Origin of the sequence: Fictibacillus enclensis (assembly GCF_030123385.1) — a bacterium.
GTDB classification, from domain to species: Bacteria; Bacillota; Bacilli; order Bacillales; family Fictibacillaceae; genus Fictibacillus_C; species Fictibacillus_C enclensis.
In genome coordinates this window covers 1,958,234-1,974,562 of record NZ_CP126109.1, presented here as the reverse complement: position 1 = coordinate 1,974,562, position 16,329 = coordinate 1,958,234, and the positions used below count along the sequence as shown (strand labels likewise).

General features: G+C 43.5%; 22 protein-coding genes. 7 read left to right on the top strand and 15 right to left on the bottom strand.

Annotated elements, in window-relative coordinates:
- Positions 1-103: 103 nt before the first annotated feature.
- From QNH15_RS10595 to QNH15_RS10585, 3 genes are read right to left on the bottom strand one after another with little or no spacing between them, the layout of a single operon-like run.
- Positions 104-1,645: an acyl-CoA carboxylase subunit beta gene (locus QNH15_RS10595; protein ID WP_283894569.1), complete on the bottom strand. Its 1,542-nt coding sequence runs from the start codon at positions 1,643-1,645 to the stop codon at positions 104-106.
- 51 nt (positions 1,646-1,696) lie between these two features.
- Positions 1,697-1,909 carry an acetyl-CoA carboxylase biotin carboxyl carrier protein subunit gene (locus tag QNH15_RS10590; protein ID WP_283894567.1) on the bottom strand — a complete coding sequence of 71 codons (213 nt, stop codon included), beginning with the start codon at positions 1,907-1,909 and terminating at the stop codon, positions 1,697-1,699.
- 17 nt (positions 1,910-1,926) lie between these two features.
- Positions 1,927-3,279, bottom strand: a complete 1,353-nt coding sequence (locus QNH15_RS10585; RefSeq protein ID WP_283894566.1) for an acetyl-CoA carboxylase biotin carboxylase subunit — start codon at positions 3,277-3,279, stop codon at positions 1,927-1,929.
- A gap of 169 nt (positions 3,280-3,448) precedes the next feature.
- Between QNH15_RS10585 and QNH15_RS10580 the strand changes: the two genes are divergently transcribed.
- Positions 3,449-3,934 carry an N-acetyltransferase gene (locus QNH15_RS10580; protein WP_283894565.1) on the top strand — a complete coding sequence of 162 codons (486 nt, stop codon included), beginning with the start codon at positions 3,449-3,451 and terminating at the stop codon, positions 3,932-3,934.
- Positions 3,935-3,979: 45 nt separating this feature from the next.
- Here QNH15_RS10580 and QNH15_RS10575 read toward each other — a convergent pair whose 3' ends face one another.
- The 4 genes from QNH15_RS10575 to QNH15_RS10560 all read right to left on the bottom strand — a co-directional run bounded on the left by QNH15_RS10575 (position 3,980) and on the right by QNH15_RS10560 (position 6,381).
- Positions 3,980-4,585: an RsfA family transcriptional regulator gene (locus QNH15_RS10575; protein ID WP_283894564.1), complete on the bottom strand. Its 606-nt coding sequence runs from the start codon at positions 4,583-4,585 to the stop codon at positions 3,980-3,982.
- A gap of 148 nt (positions 4,586-4,733) precedes the next feature.
- Positions 4,734-5,498, bottom strand: a complete 765-nt coding sequence (locus QNH15_RS10570; RefSeq protein WP_283894562.1) for an enoyl-CoA hydratase/isomerase family protein — start codon at positions 5,496-5,498, stop codon at positions 4,734-4,736.
- Between the two features lie 132 nt (positions 5,499-5,630).
- Positions 5,631-5,804 carry a 50S ribosomal protein L32 gene (gene rpmF / locus QNH15_RS10565; RefSeq protein ID WP_007202619.1) on the bottom strand — a complete coding sequence of 58 codons (174 nt, stop codon included), beginning with the start codon at positions 5,802-5,804 and terminating at the stop codon, positions 5,631-5,633.
- A gap of 55 nt (positions 5,805-5,859) precedes the next feature.
- Positions 5,860-6,381 (bottom strand): YceD family protein, encoded by a 522-nt coding sequence (locus tag QNH15_RS10560; protein WP_283894558.1) that lies wholly within the window; start codon positions 6,379-6,381, stop codon positions 5,860-5,862.
- A gap of 146 nt (positions 6,382-6,527) precedes the next feature.
- Between QNH15_RS10560 and QNH15_RS10555 the strand changes: the two genes are divergently transcribed.
- Positions 6,528-7,769 carry a nucleotidyltransferase gene (locus QNH15_RS10555; protein WP_283894557.1) on the top strand — a complete coding sequence of 414 codons (1,242 nt, stop codon included), beginning with the start codon at positions 6,528-6,530 and terminating at the stop codon, positions 7,767-7,769.
- A gap of 3 nt (positions 7,770-7,772) precedes the next feature.
- Here the strand turns inward: QNH15_RS10555 and QNH15_RS10550 are convergent, their stop codons facing one another.
- Together QNH15_RS10550 and QNH15_RS10545 are read right to left on the bottom strand one after the other, a co-directional pair.
- A complete protein-coding gene (locus tag QNH15_RS10550; RefSeq protein ID WP_283894556.1) occupies positions 7,773-8,825 on the bottom strand; it encodes a SepM family pheromone-processing serine protease in 1,053 nt (350 codons plus the stop codon).
- Positions 8,782-9,609, bottom strand: coding sequence for a patatin-like phospholipase family protein (locus QNH15_RS10545; RefSeq protein ID WP_061969223.1), 828 nt, complete (start codon positions 9,607-9,609; stop codon positions 8,782-8,784). Before QNH15_RS10545 ends, QNH15_RS10550 begins: the two co-directional genes overlap by 44 nt.
- Positions 9,610-9,729: 120 nt before the next feature.
- Here QNH15_RS10545 and ylbJ point away from each other — a divergent pair, with 120 nt between their 5' ends.
- Positions 9,730-10,965 (top strand): sporulation integral membrane protein YlbJ, encoded by a 1,236-nt coding sequence (ylbJ, locus tag QNH15_RS10540; RefSeq protein ID WP_240482282.1) that lies wholly within the window; start codon positions 9,730-9,732, stop codon positions 10,963-10,965.
- On the opposite strand, the gene coaD is transcribed toward ylbJ, so the two are convergent.
- Together coaD and rsmD are read right to left on the bottom strand one after the other, a co-directional pair.
- Positions 10,962-11,450 carry a pantetheine-phosphate adenylyltransferase gene (gene coaD, locus QNH15_RS10535; RefSeq protein ID WP_283894553.1) on the bottom strand — a complete coding sequence of 163 codons (489 nt, stop codon included), beginning with the start codon at positions 11,448-11,450 and terminating at the stop codon, positions 10,962-10,964. The two genes, ylbJ and coaD, sit on opposite strands and share 4 nt — an antisense overlap.
- 38 nt (positions 11,451-11,488) lie before the next feature.
- Complete coding sequence (rsmD, locus tag QNH15_RS10530) at positions 11,489-12,046, bottom strand: 16S rRNA (guanine(966)-N(2))-methyltransferase RsmD (RefSeq protein ID WP_283894551.1); 558 nt, start codon at positions 12,044-12,046, stop codon at positions 11,489-11,491.
- Positions 12,047-12,400: 354 nt separating this feature from the next.
- On the opposite strand from rsmD, the gene QNH15_RS10525 reads away from it, so the two are divergent.
- Positions 12,401-12,778 (top strand): DUF7147 family protein, encoded by a 378-nt coding sequence (locus QNH15_RS10525; protein ID WP_061969218.1) that lies wholly within the window; start codon positions 12,401-12,403, stop codon positions 12,776-12,778.
- A 54-nt stretch (positions 12,779-12,832) separates the two neighbouring features.
- On the opposite strand, the gene QNH15_RS10520 is transcribed toward QNH15_RS10525, so the two are convergent.
- On the bottom strand, positions 12,833-13,108 hold the full coding sequence (locus QNH15_RS10520) for a YlbG family protein (protein WP_061969216.1): 276 nt from the start codon (positions 13,106-13,108) through the stop codon (positions 12,833-12,835).
- A 92-nt stretch (positions 13,109-13,200) separates the two neighbouring features.
- Here QNH15_RS10520 and QNH15_RS10515 point away from each other — a divergent pair, with 92 nt between their 5' ends.
- Positions 13,201-13,527, top strand: coding sequence for a hypothetical protein (locus tag QNH15_RS10515; protein WP_283894549.1), 327 nt, complete (start codon positions 13,201-13,203; stop codon positions 13,525-13,527).
- A 22-nt stretch (positions 13,528-13,549) separates the two neighbouring features.
- Here QNH15_RS10515 and QNH15_RS10510 read toward each other — a convergent pair whose 3' ends face one another.
- On the bottom strand, positions 13,550-13,990 hold the full coding sequence (locus QNH15_RS10510; RefSeq protein ID WP_061969212.1) for a YlbF/YmcA family competence regulator: 441 nt from the start codon (positions 13,988-13,990) through the stop codon (positions 13,550-13,552).
- A 158-nt stretch (positions 13,991-14,148) separates the two neighbouring features.
- On the opposite strand from QNH15_RS10510, the gene QNH15_RS10505 reads away from it, so the two are divergent.
- Positions 14,149-14,913 (top strand): ATP-grasp domain-containing protein, encoded by a 765-nt coding sequence (locus tag QNH15_RS10505; protein ID WP_283894548.1) that lies wholly within the window; start codon positions 14,149-14,151, stop codon positions 14,911-14,913.
- A 40-nt stretch (positions 14,914-14,953) separates the two neighbouring features.
- Here QNH15_RS10505 and QNH15_RS10500 read toward each other — a convergent pair whose 3' ends face one another.
- Both QNH15_RS10500 and ylbD read right to left on the bottom strand, forming a co-directional pair.
- Positions 14,954-15,199 (bottom strand): YlbE-like family protein, encoded by a 246-nt coding sequence (locus QNH15_RS10500; protein WP_283894547.1) that lies wholly within the window; start codon positions 15,197-15,199, stop codon positions 14,954-14,956.
- A 15-nt stretch (positions 15,200-15,214) separates the two neighbouring features.
- Positions 15,215-15,649 carry a spore coat protein YlbD gene (gene ylbD, locus QNH15_RS10495; protein ID WP_283894545.1) on the bottom strand — a complete coding sequence of 145 codons (435 nt, stop codon included), beginning with the start codon at positions 15,647-15,649 and terminating at the stop codon, positions 15,215-15,217.
- Positions 15,650-15,823: 174 nt separating this feature from the next.
- On the opposite strand from ylbD, the gene QNH15_RS10490 reads away from it, so the two are divergent.
- Positions 15,824-16,303: a PaaI family thioesterase gene (locus QNH15_RS10490; RefSeq protein ID WP_129476126.1), complete on the top strand. Its 480-nt coding sequence runs from the start codon at positions 15,824-15,826 to the stop codon at positions 16,301-16,303.
- Positions 16,304-16,329 lie beyond the last annotated feature (26 nt).

Here is a 16,329-nt window from a genome sequence, read left to right as displayed (position 1 = left end):
CACAAAGAAAGATTTCAGTTAGTGTGCTAAATCTTTCAAAGGGATATTCCCGCCATCAACGAAAAAAGCCCCGCTGCTTACCAGCAGCGGGGCAACATTTATGTTATACAGGGTAAACAGGATGCTTTCTTTCGCTGAATACCATTTCTTTTGAAGCAAAGAAAACAAGTCGTTGATAAAGCGTTTCTCTTAAATGAGACGGCTCAACAATATCATCGATGATCAGCTCGGATGCGAGCTTATAAACGTCAATATGTTCTTTGTACTCCTGCTGCTTTTGCTGAACATACATCACGCGTTCTTTCGGATCTTCAATTTCATTGATCTTGTTGGAGTATACGGCATTAACAGCTGCCTCCGGTCCCATTACAGCAATCTGTGCAGTAGGCAGGGCAATACAGCAGTCCGGTTCAAACGCCGGACCGGCCATCGCATAAAGGCCTGCTCCATAGGCCTTCCGCACAATAACGGAAATTTTAGGCACAGTCACATCACTCATCGCGGCAATAAGCTTCGCTCCGTGGCGGATAATTCCTGCACGCTCCACTTTTGTACCAATCATGAAGCCTGGTACATCCGCGAGAAAGAGGACCGGAATGTTAAACGCGTCGCATAGCGTGATAAATTTAGCTGCTTTATCAGCAGAGTCAACAAACAGCACGCCGCCTTTTACTTTCGGCTGGTTGGCGATCAATCCTACCGGCCGACCTTTGATCCTTGCAAAGCCGGTGACAAGTTCGGCCGCAAAAAGTTTCTTGATTTCAAAAAAGCTGCCTTCATCCGCTACCCTGTTGATAAACTCGTACATATCAAAAGGAACGTTCTGGTTTTTGGGTACGATCTCGCCAATTTCCCTTCCGGGCGCAGGTGGTTTTTCCTCCGTAATTTCCGGCTTGTGCTTATAATTGGCTGGAAAATACGATAAATAGGTTCTTGCATGAGCGATGGCTTCCTTTTCATCCGCTGCGAGAATATCTCCGCACCCGCTTACTGTACAATGCATTCTTGCTCCGCCCATTTCTTCCAGCGTCACTTTTTCACCAATGACTTTTTCCGCCATTCTCGGTGATCCAAGATACATGGAAGCATTTTGATCCACCATGATGACCACGTCACAAAACGCAGGGATATAAGCCCCTCCTGCTGCTGAAGGTCCAAATAACAGGCAGACCTGCGGAACCATGCCGGACATTTTCACCTGGTTGTAAAATATTCTTCCTGCCCCCCGGCGGTTGGGAAACATATCAATTTGGTCTGTAATCCGTGCACCGGCCGAGTCGACCAAATAGAGCATCGGAACCTTCAGGCGCTGTGCCGTTTCCTGAATGCGGATAATTTTTTCAACTGTCCGCGCTCCCCATGACCCCGCTTTGACAGTCGAATCGTTAGCCATGGCACAAACGGTCTGACCGTTTATTTTTCCTGTTATCGTAATGACTCCGTCTGCCGGAAGATCGCCAGCCTGATTATTCGCGAACAATCCATCTTCCTCATAAAATTCCCCTTCATCAAATAATAGCGAAAGGCGCTCTCTGGCAAATAGTTTATTTTGAGAAGCATTTTTGGCGTGATACTTTTGTGCCCCGCCTTCCTTAATCTTGCTGACTAGTGTTTCGTACGACACATCTGTTTTTGTAGAATCCATGGTATCCCTCCGTTTGCATTAAAGAGTGAGCGCTCGTTCAGCCCATATACATCAGGCCAGAGTGACCAGCACATCTCCTTCATTTACGAAATCCCCAACGGCTACTTTTATTTCTTCTACCGTACCTGCTGCTTCCGCTTCAATAGGAATTTCCATTTTCATGGATTCAAGAACAACCACACTTTGCCCGGCAGTGACTTGTTCCCCCTCTGAAACCGCGATATTCCATACTGTTCCTGCCATAGATGCTGTTACCTGTTTCATGTTCAAACACTCCACTCTTATTGGTTTTGTTCAATCAGCTTGGGCTTTTCCATTAAAAAACCCGTTGTATAGTTTCCTTGTTGAAAATCGATATCTTCCAGTATTTTTTTGAACAGCGGGGCGTTGGTTTTGATTCCTTCCAAATAAAATGAATCAAAGAATTCAGAGGCTTTTTTGAGACAATCCGCCCTGTTGGAATCGCTTACAATAATTTTCGCAATCATTGGATCGTAGAAAGGCGAAACCGTATTTCCTTTTTCATATCCAGCGTCGATCCGGATTCCTTCTCCTTCCGGAAGGCGCAGATCCTTAATCTTTCCTGGTGATGGCAGGAACTTTGCCGGATCTTCGGCATACAGACGGAATTCGATACTGTGGCCTTGCTGCTGCACTTCATTCTGCAGGAGTGCCAGTGGTTTTCCTTCAGCGACTTCGATCTGCCACCTCACCAGGTCAAGACCTGTTGTCATTTCGGTAACCGGATGCTCCACCTGCAGCCGGGTATTCATCTCCAGAAAAAAGAAATTTGCGTTCTCGTCGACAATGAATTCGACAGTCCCGGCATTGGTGTAAGATACCGACTGAGCTGCCCTTACTGCGGCTCTTCCCATCTTCACGCGCAATTCCTCTGTTAAATACGGGGATGGCGATTCTTCAATAACTTTTTGATGACGCCTTTGAATGGAACAATCTCTCTCGAACAAATGGATGACATTGCCCTGTTGATCACCAAACACCTGAACTTCAATATGCCGTGCCGGACTGATGTATTTTTCAATAAACATGCGGTCATTGCCAAAATACATCTTGGCCCTTTGCTGGCTGGATACAAATTGTTTTTTTAATGTTTCTTCATTGTCACACTTTACCATTCCGATTCCGCCGCCACCTGCGCTTGCCTTCAGCATCACTGGGTAGCCTATTTGACTGGCAATGGTCAGTGCTTCTTCTGCATCATTAATTGGATCGATCGTTCCCGGCACTACCGGAACCCCCGCTTTTTCCATCGTTCGTCTTGCCTCTACCTTATCTCCCATAGCTTCTACTACTTGCCATGACGGACCGATAAACGTGATTCCGAGCTCTTCTATTTGTTTAACAAATGTTCCATTTTCAGAGAGGAAGCCGTAGCCCGGGTGGATAGCGTCCACATTTTCCTTTTTGGCAATTTCAATGATTTTGTCCTGATTCAAATAGGATTTTACAACCGGAGGCTCCCCAAGATGATAGGAGCGTGTGGCCTGCTGTACATAAGGCAAATCTTTGTCAGCATCCGAATATACCACTATGGATTCTATCCCCATCTCTTGACAGGTGCGTACAATCCTGGCCGCTATTTCTCCCCTGTTTGCAATTAGTATTTTTTTCACTATATATCCTCCCTTCGCTGCCTAAATAAGCTATTTCGACAAAACCAACCAAAATTCCTTTTGCGGAAACGCCAACAAAACGAATATTTCTTTTTTAAAGAATTTTTAGCATAATTAGTATATACTAAAAGTGAGATCTTCAACAGAGTCATTAGAGGGGGAACTGAAAATGAACACCAAAGAAAAGTACGCCGTAAAACGCCTGGTAGTCAACTATAAAACACTTGAAGAGTTCAAGCAGTTCAAGGAATATGGCATACAGGAATTGTCGATGCTCGAAGACCTTCAGGACAACATTATTGAAAATGACAGTGAGTCTCCATTTTACGGTATTTATTTTGGCGACAAATTGGTTGCCCGAATGAGTTTATATCGAATTGAGGCTGCTTACGACCGTTATTTTAGCCCTCCGCAGGATTATTTCGAATTGTGGAAGCTTGAAGTACTGCCTCAATTCCACGGCAAAGGCTATGGAAGAGCGCTCGTTCAATTTGCGCAGTCATTTAACCTTCCTGTCAAAACGAATGGCAGACAGCAATCAAGCGGTTTTTGGGAGAAGATGGGCTTCGAAGCGGTAACGTATAATGAAGAACGAGACCGTGGGGAAAATCCATATGTCTATTTTCCAAAGGGTGTTACAGAACAAACACATTAAAACCGATCTCATGACAGCAAAAAGATGGCGGGTTCGCCATCTTTTTTATTTTTCCAGTTTCTGAAGTCCTTCCACCTGAAACATGAGAGAACCGGATTCTTCCTCTGTCCCGACAATTTTTCTGGCCCGGTCCATAATTTCAATGAGCGCCTTATAGTCCTCACATACCAGTTTGTATTCATGATTCAGTTTTTGAAGGTGGGTCTGGTATTGGGCATTTTGGGACTTTAGCTCTTCCACCTGGTTCCGGAGTTTAATCATTTCTTGATCGGAACGCCTTTCTTCGGAAGATTTGAAATTTTTCAGGAAGACAATAACATCATCCAACGACAAAACCTTTTCTTTTGCAACCCTATAATCTTCCTGTTTTGCAGCCTGATCTACCATGTGGTCATTGCTTTCCTCGGACGTACTTTTGCCTTTGCTTCTTTCTTTTCTTTGCCTTTTGGCAATGGCAATTGCAGATTCATACCGTTTGCGAATCAGTGAGTTCCATCGGAACCCACAGGCAGCAGATGTTCTTGAAAGCTTTTCTCCCACTTCTTCAAATGCTGCAAGCTGTGTGCTCCCTTCTCTGATATGGTGAAGAACAACTTCTGCTAGCAATACATCCTCTTCCTGGTTCCAAGCATCCTGGCGAACTACAGTCAACCTAATCCCTCCATTGTTTATGTCGTTTTTACATAGATATGCTATTACTAGATAAGATAGACTTTAGTTCTAGTAAGATGAACGTCTCCATCGTACGTTTTCCCATTCGCCAGGATACTATACTTAGCAATTTGACCGTATTATCCGCTTAAATATTGTTATTAAAGAAGGCTGAAACCGCATGGTGATGAACATCCGATTCCCACAGTTGGGCACACGCTTTTATTTCATCCTCCACCCTTTTGTCGACGTTTCTTCCTTGCAGGCTGTCCAGATATACTTTTTTATAGGCCTCAAGTACTTCAACTGCGTGTTCTGTATATCTGTTCAAATAGCTGCAGCATTCTTCAACCAGGCTTCCATTTTTGATTAAATGCTGCAAAAATCCTTTTTCTGCTGCTTGTTTGGCCGTGATTTTTCCGGCTGACCACAACAAATCAAGAGCTTGCAGTTTTGGGATTCTTTCCATCAGATAAGTGCCTCCGCCCCATCCTGTTGTAATCCCCAGTGTTCCTTGAATGAAGCCCACCTTGGCATTTGCCGAGGCAATTCGCAGATCACAGGCCGCGGCAATCTCACACCCTCCTCCAACTGCTGTTCCATTCAAAAGTGCCACAGTCGGCTTTGGAAAGTAAAATAGCTTTTTTAAAACCTTTCCCATCTTGGATAACATGCTATATGCCTCATCTGAGGTTTTTAGACCGGAAAATGCTTTCAAATCACCGCCCGCGCAGAATACATCATGACCTGCTCCCCTGATGACCAGGATTTTAATATCGCCATTATGGCGTGCTTGGTCTATGTAATTCTCCAATAGCTGGATGACTTCAAAATCCACGGCATTTCTCACGTGGGGCCGGTTGATTGTAATCCAGCCTATGTTTTGCTTAATTTCATACAAGACTTTTACCATAAAAATTCCCCCTTCGCTTCATCCATATAGTTCGTTTTTCAACTGAAAAACTCCTTTAAACAAGCAAAGAGTTCACCACTGTGTAAAAAAAAATAAAAAAACAGGAAACCTCATAGGGCTTCCTGTTCTTCATTATTTGCTGATTACTTCTTTTCCTTTGTAAGAACCGCATTCACGGCATACTCGGTGAGATAGTTTGTATTCTCCACATTGTGGACATTTTACCATACCAGGCATTTCAAGCTTGTAGTGTGTACGGCGCTTGGCTTGGCGGGTTTGGGAAGTTCTGCGAAAAGGTACTGCCATGTTATCCACCTCCTTAAAATAGGTATGGGTCCGAATCATTCAGATCACCAATTTTTTACGATTTGTCTTTGTCAAAAAACTTCGCAAGATCGGCAAGTCTCGGGTCAATCCGGTTCTTGCGGTCTTCCTCGGTAACGACCTGCCATCCTTCTCCCTCAGGCGGTGCTTTTTTATCCGGCGCATCAGCCCCGGCAACCACCTTGATCGGCTTTTCAAGCAGAATTTGCTCTTGTATATATGGCATCAGATCGAGAAAGTGACCTTCTACAGTATGAAGGTTCTCCTCATCCACCGGTACCGTATAGGAAGGATCAAGAAGAAAGATTTCGGTTGTTTTTATCGAAAATGGAAAATGGACATCCGCTAATGTATTCGCACAAGGAAGCGTCATTTCTCCCTGAATGTTCAGGTAAAAGGTAGCTCTTTGCTGTGTTACATCAGCATGTCCGCTAACATGAACAGGTGGTATATCGCGTATTTCTTTATCAAGCGACTTAAGTTCACTTGCATCAACATACTCATCAAATTCAAGCGGTTTTCGATAAAAGTTTTTTAATTCCTGTAGTGACCATTTCATATCGTTTCACCTCAAGGCAACAGTAATAATTATATCGGCCATAAAGAGAAATGTCAACATAATATCTTTACAGCATATTCTTTCAAGCTTAGGCATTTAAAGTTAAAATAAAAGTACCATTACAGCAATCAACAAGGAGGCAGATCATGAAAGCCTGTGGCATCATCGTTGAGTACAATCCATTTCATAACGGTCATTCTTATCATTTACAACTATCAAAAAAACAAACAGAAAGCGATTGTATAATCGCAGTCATGAGCGGCAACTTTCTTCAGCGTGGAGAACCTGCCATTATGTCTAAATGGGAAAGAGCAAAGACAGCCCTTATGGGCGGCGCGGATCTTATTATAGAACTTCCCTATTTGTACGCGGTGTCGCCTGCTCCGGTTTTCGCACAAGCGGGGGTCAGACTGCTTCAGGCCTTAAGAGCAAAGACTCTTTGTTTTGGAAGCGAGTCCGGAAATATTGATTTATTTTACCATACGATCTCCCAATTGGAGAAGCAAAAGGATTTATATGATGAAGCGTTCCATTCATACAGCAAACAAGGATACTCCTTTCCTAAAGCTTCCTCTCTTGCCGCGGATTCCCTATCATGGGATTCCGCTGCCCTGGATTTATCACAACCAAACAATATATTGGGAATGGAATATGTAAAAGCCATCGTTAACAGCCATGTACCAATGGAGGCACATACCATCAAACGCATTGGTGCGTCTTTCCATGAAGAACGCATGGACGCCCATAAGATTGCCAGTGCAACTGCCATTCGAAAAACCTTGAACAGCTCCAAGAAGCCTTGCGTTTCTTCCATTGAACAAGCTGTTCCTTCCGATACATCCTTGATCCTTTCACACTACCTGAAGGAAAATGGACAGTTCACGACATGGGATTCCCTGTTTCCCCTCTTGCGTTACAAGCTGCTGGCTACATCTGCAGAAGAACTGCGAAACCTTTATGAGGTTGAAGAAGGTTTGGAATACCGGCTGAAGGAGACCATCCGGCACGCTGATTCTTTTCATTCTTTCATGGCTGCTTTAAAAACCAAACGATACACATGGACAAGGCTGCAGCGAATGTGTCTTCACATCCTGAATCATATCTCAAGACCCGATGCAGAGGCGGCTTTAAAGGAAGGTCCCCCTTACCTCCGGATACTGGGGATGAGCGATGTAGGACAATGCTATTTAAATGCCGTTAAAAAGCAGGCGGATCTTCCCGTTCTTACGACTCTTTCCAAAATGCAGCACCCGTTGATCGACCTGGAAAAGCGTGTATCGGCGGTTTACTTCGGCGGTTATCCGCAAACCATTCTTACAAAAAAAATAAAGGAGGAATACAGTACCCCTCCTTTACGCTTTCAAAAAGATAAGGGTCTATTCATTTGACCCTTATTTTTTAGTTTTTAATTTTTTTAAATAATCCAGAGCATCATCCATTTTCTTAACCGGAACAATTTTCATGGAGGTGTCAATATCCTTGGCGGCCTTTACGGCATCTTTATAATTATTGTCGCTTACAGGTGCGAAGAAGATTTCAGCTCCCGCTTTGTCAGCAGCAACAATTTTTTGCTGGATGCCGCCAATTGGACCAACCTCCTCATTGATGTTGATGGTACCGGTACCCGCAATTTTATGGCCCTTTGTCATGTCTCCCTCAGTTAACTGGTTCAAAATTTCAAGAGAGAACATAAGTCCGGCTGATGGTCCTCCAATTTCGCTCGTTTTTATGTTGATTGGTGGGTCTACCTTGATTTCTACGTCTGTCACAGGATATGTAATACCAATTCCCGCCCGTTTTTCGTTATTCTGGCTCAGCTTTTTCGGGAATTTTTCAAGCGCCACCGTCCGGTTCAGCGTTTTCTTGCCTCTTAGCACCTTCAGTTTTACTTTGTCTCCCGCTTTCTTATCGGCCAACCGTTTCAAAAGCTCCTCTGTTGTTTTAACCGGCTTTCCTTCGAGCTCCACAATTTCGTCTCCGACCTTCAGTTTCCCTTCGGCAGGCATGCCGGAAATGATGCCGGTAACGTAGACACCTTTGCTGATGATATCCACTTTCTTACCGGCCTTCCTGTAGGCAACAACAGTAGCAGCGTGCTGGGAGTCCTGCATCATTTGCAGCTGGCGCTGATTGTATTCTTCGTCAGTTTCGTCTTCTGCTCTTACATTATCAGCGGGAAGCAGTTCCCTGTAATCACTTACTTTTGCATACAAATACTGCGGAATATTGGCTTTGCCAATTCGGACAGTCGTCAGCATAAAGCTTCCTTGTTCTTTATCCCCGCCTTTGACATGGATAATCGGTGCCAGTTCATTGGCACTGCCAGGTGATGTTACGTAGTAGGGCAATGGGTACAAGCCAATCACTAGGGCAATTACGATAATGCCAATCAGTGAAAGTCTATTGACCCATCCCATCTTCCGGGGATTCTGTGTATCTTTCATGATTGTTCTCCTTCCAGGTCTCAATTTTATGCTTAATGCTCTCAATTTTGCTTTTTCCGGCCTCTTCCCCGATTGATATGATTTCGTTCACATTTTTAAAAGCGGTGGAACTGAATTGTTCAACCATGGGCCGCACCATAATATCAGCAGAGATTTCATGATACCGCACAATCTCTCTTTGCATAATATCAATGCTTTGAACAATCACGTCCAAAATGGAAGCCATCTCAGGCTGAGCTTTAAAATGGGAAATGTCCACAGCAACCACGATATCCGCACCCATTTCCCTGACGACTGCAGCTGGTACCCTTTCAATGACTCCCCCGTCGACCAGCAGCCTTCCATCTATCTTTTCGGGAACAAAGATACCCGGTATAGAGATGCTGGCCCGGACTGCTTCAGCAATCGGTCCATTTCGAAAGACGATTTTTTCGCCCTTGATCAGGTCCGTAGCTACTATGGAAATCGGAATAATGGTATCTTCTATCCTTTTATTTTGTGTAAGGAGCCGGATCAATTCCTTTATTTTTTTGCCAGAAACAAAACCCATTTTTGGAACTGTATAATCCATATAATACTTTCTTTTAAACAAAGTTGCCATTTTTATGAGATTTTCATTATTATGGCCCATTCCCACCATCGCTCCCACAAGTGCACCCATGCTGCTTCCCGCGATCATGTCAATGGGAATTCCCGCCTCACGGAGCGCTTTGATCACACCGATATGTGCAAAGCCCCGTGCTCCTCCTGAACCTAGTGCCAAACCGACAATTGGCCTGTGCATTGGGGTTACCTCCTAACTGTTGTCCTTTTTAAGATATGGTCTAAAAACCTAAGCTATACGTATAAATATATGGATGGACAAGGGATGTATGGTCAGAGCTTGTTCTTTATGATCGGGGGGATCAAAGTGAAATGGAATTTTTTTAAATCGATCGCTCTTTCGGTCGCGGCGATTATCCTTGCAGGTGCAGTCATGATATTTCCCAAAGAGGCTTTCGGCGCCTCACTTGACGGACTAAAATTGTGGTGGGATGTAGTTTTCCCTTCTCTTTTACCCTTTTTTATTTTATCTGAAATCCTCATCGGATTTGGAGTGGTTCATTTTTTTGGTGTGCTGTTCGAACCTCTTATGCGTCCTTTATTCAGAGTGCCGGGATCCGGAGGGTTTGTATGGGCGATGGGACTTTCATCCGGCTTCCCGGCAGGTGCCAAACTGACCGCAAGATTATGGCAGGAAAAGCAAATTACAACCATTGAAGCAGAGCGTCTCGTCTCGTTTACGAACTGTTCAAATCCCCTCTTTATTTTTGGCGCGGTTGCGGTTGGGTTTTTCAATAATCCTTCCCTTGGAATTGTTCTTGCTTTGAGCCACTATGTGGGAAATATACTTGTCGGGCTTGCCATGAGATTTCATGGCAGGCGACGTTTAAAAGAAAAGAATACTTCCACCCCATTGCACAGGGTTCAGCCACTTCGCGCCTTACAAAAAATGCACGAGGCCAGGCTTTCTGACGGCCGTCCAATCGGCAAGCTTTTGGGAGATGCGGTTCAGTCATCCATTTCTACCCTCTTGATGATCGGTGGATTTGTTATATTATTTTCAGTAATCAACCGGGTACTGAGCCTCCTGTCGATCACCCCGCTTTTTTCCAATATCCTTGAGAAAGGTCTTTCTGTCTTTTCTATTTCGGGCTCTCTCAGTTATCCATTCATCTCAGGATTATTTGAAATCACAATGGGAAGCAAGCTGGCGAGTCAAAGTCCGTCCTTATTGATGCAGCAATGTATCGTCGTGAGTTTTATCCTGGCATTCAGCGGATTTTCGGTTCAGGCTCAGGTGGCAAGTATACTATCGGAGACCGATATCTCGTTTCGGCCTTTCTTTCTTGCCAGACTGCTGCATGGTGTGTTTGCTGCGGCTCTTTCCGCCATTCTGTTTCCGGTGTTTCTCTCCCCACATTCAAAATCAGCCATCGCTGTCTGGGCGGATGGACATCTAAAGCAGTATCCCTGGTCTCATTATTACCATTACTTCTTGCAAATAGGTTCCTTGCTGACACTTACTGCTCTTATCCTCTCCATATTCCTGTGGGGCCTCAAACACTCAAAAGAGAAAAAACACCCCCGTTTTCATTAACGGGGGGTGCCAAATTTTTCTTTCAATGCATCTTGGACAACAGGTGGAACAAGGTCGGCTACAGAGGCATGATATTTTGCCGCTTCTTTTACTATACTGGAGCTTAAAAAGGAATATTGATTGTTTGTCATCATAAAAAAAGTTTCAATTTCTTCATTTAGTTTTTTGTTGATCGAAGCAATCTGCATTTCATATTCAAAATCCGAAACCGCCCGGAGTCCCCGCAAAATAACATTGGCCCCTATACTTTTGACATAATCAATCAAAAGTCCGCTGAACGAGTCCACCCTCACGTTAGGAAGGTCTCTCGTTACTTCTTGCAGCAGAGAAATTCTCTCTTCCACAGAAAACAGCGGCTTTTTGCCCTGATTGTTAGCAACCACGACGATTACTTCATCAAATACGTTGGCTCCCCGTTTGATAATGTCCAAATGTCCGAGGGTAACAGGATCAAAACTTCCCGAACACACCGCTTTTTTATTCAATGCAACCACCTCATGCTCTCTTCATAACTTCTCTGTATTCACTGACCTTGCAGCCGGTATAACGATATCGTCGTACTGCCGTAGTTTTCTTCTCTGACTTTCTTTAAATTTCCGATCGCTTGTGGCAAGCGGACAGAAGGATCATGCTCAGCCACCACCTGCACATCACGATTCAATAAACCGTATTCATCGAGTTTTTTGATATCCTCAGTGATACGCTGTCTCGCATAGGGCGGATCAAGCAAAACCAGATCAAAGGCGAACTCCCTTTTTTTCAGGGCCTTCAATGCACGATGTGACTCTATTTTATAAACCTCGCTTTGTTCTTCATAACCGCATGCTTTCAAATTACTTTTCATAACTTCTGTTGCTTTGGCATCACGGTCGACAAATATAATCTTGTCCATTCCCCTGCTTAGCGCTTCAATTCCGAGACCGCCGCTTCCACCATACAAATCCAGTCCGAGACCGCCCTCAAAATAAGGGCCAATAATATTAAAAAGGGATTCTTTGATTTTATCAGTTGTAGGCCGCGTTCCTTGCCCCGGTACTGCCTTCAAAGGCCGCCCTTTGCATTCACCTGAAATGACTCTCATTTTTCCACACCTTACCGTTCATAATTACTTGTCTGTAGTTCTTCATTATCCTATCACAAATTTTTCAGAATAAACACTGCAACCCGTATAGAAAATGCCCGCCCGGTCATACTAAAGATAACAACATCCCTAAGATGTTGTTGCCAACCGCGGAGAAGACTTACTTCCCCATAAGTTCTTCCTCCGGTTTCTCCTCTCCCATCGCCTTAACGATAGTGATTGTTTACTAATCCTAAAGGCACCCCGCAGATCGTCTGCGGGGTTTTTTTTATCTTTATATGTCCCGTTTTCATACCCTTTTCAGCCTGTACCTTCTGTGATACAGTTTTAACATGAAGGAGGCTTTATTTACTTATGATCCAGCGATTTATTGAACTTGGTGAAGGATATTCCGATATTTACGAACTGTTGGAAATTGCACGTTCCAACCAAAATAGAATCAGCCAATTACTCTGCCTTAAAACTGATATAAACGGACGATCTCAAGCATCCCTACTCGTTGTTCTTCACCCTGCCCCAGAAGGTAACTTCCAGCCGCTTTACCTCTGCCGTGAAGGCGTTCCTGTTCCATCCAAACGCTATGAGCTTTTTGAAGATCTGGCCAGAGCCGTAGAAAAGGACATTATCACCTTTGATGTTAAGTCTTCCGGCGAATTTCAGGAAAAGGAGCTTTATTACCATTACCTTACGGGCATCTTGCGTTTGAATTACTTGATTCCCCCGTTAATTTAAGAATCTCTCATGTAAAAAAGATGACCCCTTCCAAAACACGTGGGTCATCACTTTTTATAATCCCATTTTATAATCGTATTCCTTGGCTTTATCCGGGATTTTGCTTTCATATTCTGTTTTAATTTCATGCTTATGGGATCTCTTTACTTCTTTAACGAAATGGAGGGATTCCAGTTTGTTGGCTACTTCTTCAATTTTTGCAGCATCACAATAAATGACGGCATATTTCATTCGTTTTGAAATGTAATGGACATTTCCATAGCGCCTTAGCTGCTTGGAAAATTTCAGAGAATGCAAATAGACCGCAAGACCCATTCGATTACCTATCATAATGTACTCCTTTAACACCATCTTTTCATTCAGTCTAGCATGATTATGAGCGTCCTGCAATTTAATCCCAGATTGGAAAGGAGAAAGCAAAAATGAACCTGGATGACATATGGACCCGTTTTCTCACCGCATTTCGCCAGGCAGATTTTATCATGTCCATTGAAAAAAAGCTGGTTGCCGGCCTCCCATTCCTTTATATCCTGACCAGTGGCACTGTCTCAAAAGAGATGATTGAAGAAACGATCAAACAGGAAGCCATCCGTGCCATGAAAGGAATGCGGCTCAATGCGGAAATCATTTACGTACGAAAAGAGGCTTTACTATATGTTTACCGTTTTCGCTTTCTTGTTCCTCAGGAAAAAATGTTTTGCTGCGGCAACCTCTGTGAAGATTGTATACGCTACCAATCCGCCACATGAAATAAGAGCTCGGTTTGAGCTCTTATCCGCAGCTGCATGCGCCTCCGCTTCCGCATCCGCCAGAACAGCTTCTTGAATCAAAAAAGGGATTCCCGGTGGGAACTTTAATTTGTTCAGATACACTGCCCGCAATGAGCGAGCTGCATTCGTTTAACAGATTTTCCAGCTCCTTTTCAGCTTTTTTAAAGCTGGAGATGGTCTCATTAAAGTCAAGCTCCCGTTTTAACACTCTCACATTCGTGGAAACCGTTTTATAGTCTGGATGATATTTTCCAAACCGCTGAACTTCTTCATACAATTCTTTCACCTTGTTGAATTCTTTGATCAGGTTTTGTGCTTCTGTATCTTGTTCCAGTTTATATTTAGTTCCCCGGTATTGAATAGCGGCCTCTGATTCGGCTATCATTTTCCCGAGAAAATAAGATTCATCCAAAAGACTTACGTCTAATACTGTTCCCAGCATCCTCTCACTCCTTGATGGGTTTACTCAACTATAAATATTTCTATCATTATAACTGAATATGAAACGAGTTAAAAGGAAAATGACATTCAGGATTGACTCTGATCTCAAAAAAAACGTATAATACTCTCGTTTGTATGATATTGAGAGTGAGGACAAGAATGAAACTTGTAACGTTTAACCCATTCCGGACGATTGGCATTCCCAACGTCCAATATGTAAAACCCGATCATATGTTCAAAGAACTTGAAAAGATAAAACAAGCGGATGTTCTTTTATTTCCTGAAAACTGGCAAGTCAACTCCCTGGTCTATGGAATGAAAAAAAGAATTTTCCCAAGCATTGAAAGCATCCAGCTGGGCTACAGCAAAATGGAAATGACGAGGGCTCTGTGGACAGTGTGTCCAGAGAATGTACCTTATACTGAGATACTTGGCAATTCAAAAGATAGCAGACAAAAAGTCCTGGAAACCTTCTCTTTCCCATTTGTTGCCAAAGAAATCAGAAACTCCATGGGCAAAGGCGTTTTTCTTGTTAACAATGAAGAGGACTTCTACAATTATGCAGAAGCGAACGATGTACTGTATGTTCAGGAATATTTGCCGATCGACCGTGATCTTCGTGTGTGTGTCGTAGGAGATGAAATCATTGGCAGCTATTGGCGTATCGGAAGCAACGGCTTTCACAACAATGTCAGCCAGGGAGGGTCTATTTCTTTTGACCAGATTCCGGAAGAGGCACTGGAGCTTGTCCGGCAGACAGCCAAAGCGCTAAATGTCAATCATGCGGGATTCGATATTGTAGCCGCCAATGGCAAGTACTATATCCTTGAATTCAATGTCCTTTTTGGGAACCATGCATTTAACCACCTTGAAGTTTCTCCCGAGAAAAAAATATATGAATACCTGGTAAAGGCAGAAGCCTGACAGTAAGCATGCTTTTATGTTTGAGGAGAAGCCTATTCCTTTATAGGTCTTCTCCTTTTCCCATCATGCTTAAAAAATCCATCATAAGTCCGACAGTTTTTACCTGATTGTGAAACTTATCGACGCGCTGGCCAAAGGTCCTTCCAAAGAAAACATCCGCTTCCTTTACCATTACTTCCAAAAGCATGGGATTCCTTGAAAGATCCCTGTACCATTTGGGCTGCTCCCTCATAAAAAACTTCAAGTCCGGCCGGCTGTGCAGATAATCAATGATCTCTCTTCTCATTGGTCACACTCCCCATTAGTCTTTATACGATGAAAAATAATTGTCTTTGGATGTGGATGACGGACTATCATACGTTTTGGAACCTTGAAATTGTTTTAATAACTGGTGAATCCCTTCGATTGCACCGCTGAACTGCGCTAAATGCTGGCCGATCTCACTTACATTGATATCCCGGAACATGCTAAAAAGGTCCCCGACGGTGATTTCTTTTTTTGTTTCTGAAGCGTCAGGCTCCTGCTTCTGTTTTCGTTCCTTCAGTCCTCTAAAATGAGTATACTCTTCCTGGCTTTTTTGTTTAGGTTTATATTCGTTCCAGATGTCATGGTGTTCTCCAAGGACTACCCAATCTTCGTACACATCCCTCCACGAACGCGTATTTGAACGGACTTCTCTAATCAGCTTAGGATGCTTCTGAACAAATATTCGAAATGCCTCAACGTCTTTTTTCATCTTCTCACCCCCGGCTGTCCTTCAACGACTCCAATTCACCTATTACATGATACAGTTCCGCCTATAAAAAGGTGCGCCTATTTTTTTGCAGAGTCCCTCATTGTGAAGCGATTCCATTTATGTCAATATAAAAGAGCAACAGTTCGCTGCAAGGCAGAGAGAGAGGGTTAGAACATGGATTTGAAGAACGAAATGGAAGCCTATTGGAATGAAGCATCAGAGGAAGAAAAAATGGTGCTTACCGGGATTATGAAAGGCCTGAAAAGGAAAAGAGAAAATACATATTCAACGTATATTTCCAGCCTGATGGATATGCAGCTGAGAAAGCTGAACGAAAGCACAGTGGAAATCACTATACCTGTTACTCCTTTTTTAGATAATACAATGGGAATTGTTCATGGCGGCTTAACCGCTACGTTAATGGACACGGCGATGGGAACAGCTGCCAACCTTTCACTGCCCGAAAATTCAGCAGCCGTCACCTCGGAAATGAAAATCAATTACACATCCCCCGGAACAGGAAAATTCCTGCGCTGTATTGCCCAGGTGCTTCACCATGGCAAAAATGTGATCGTGACAGAAGCGAAGGTATACGGCGATCAAGAACAGCTCATATCCTTATCAACAGGCACATTCTTCATCATAAAAAAGTAAGGAAAAGCCAAATGGCTTTTCCTTAC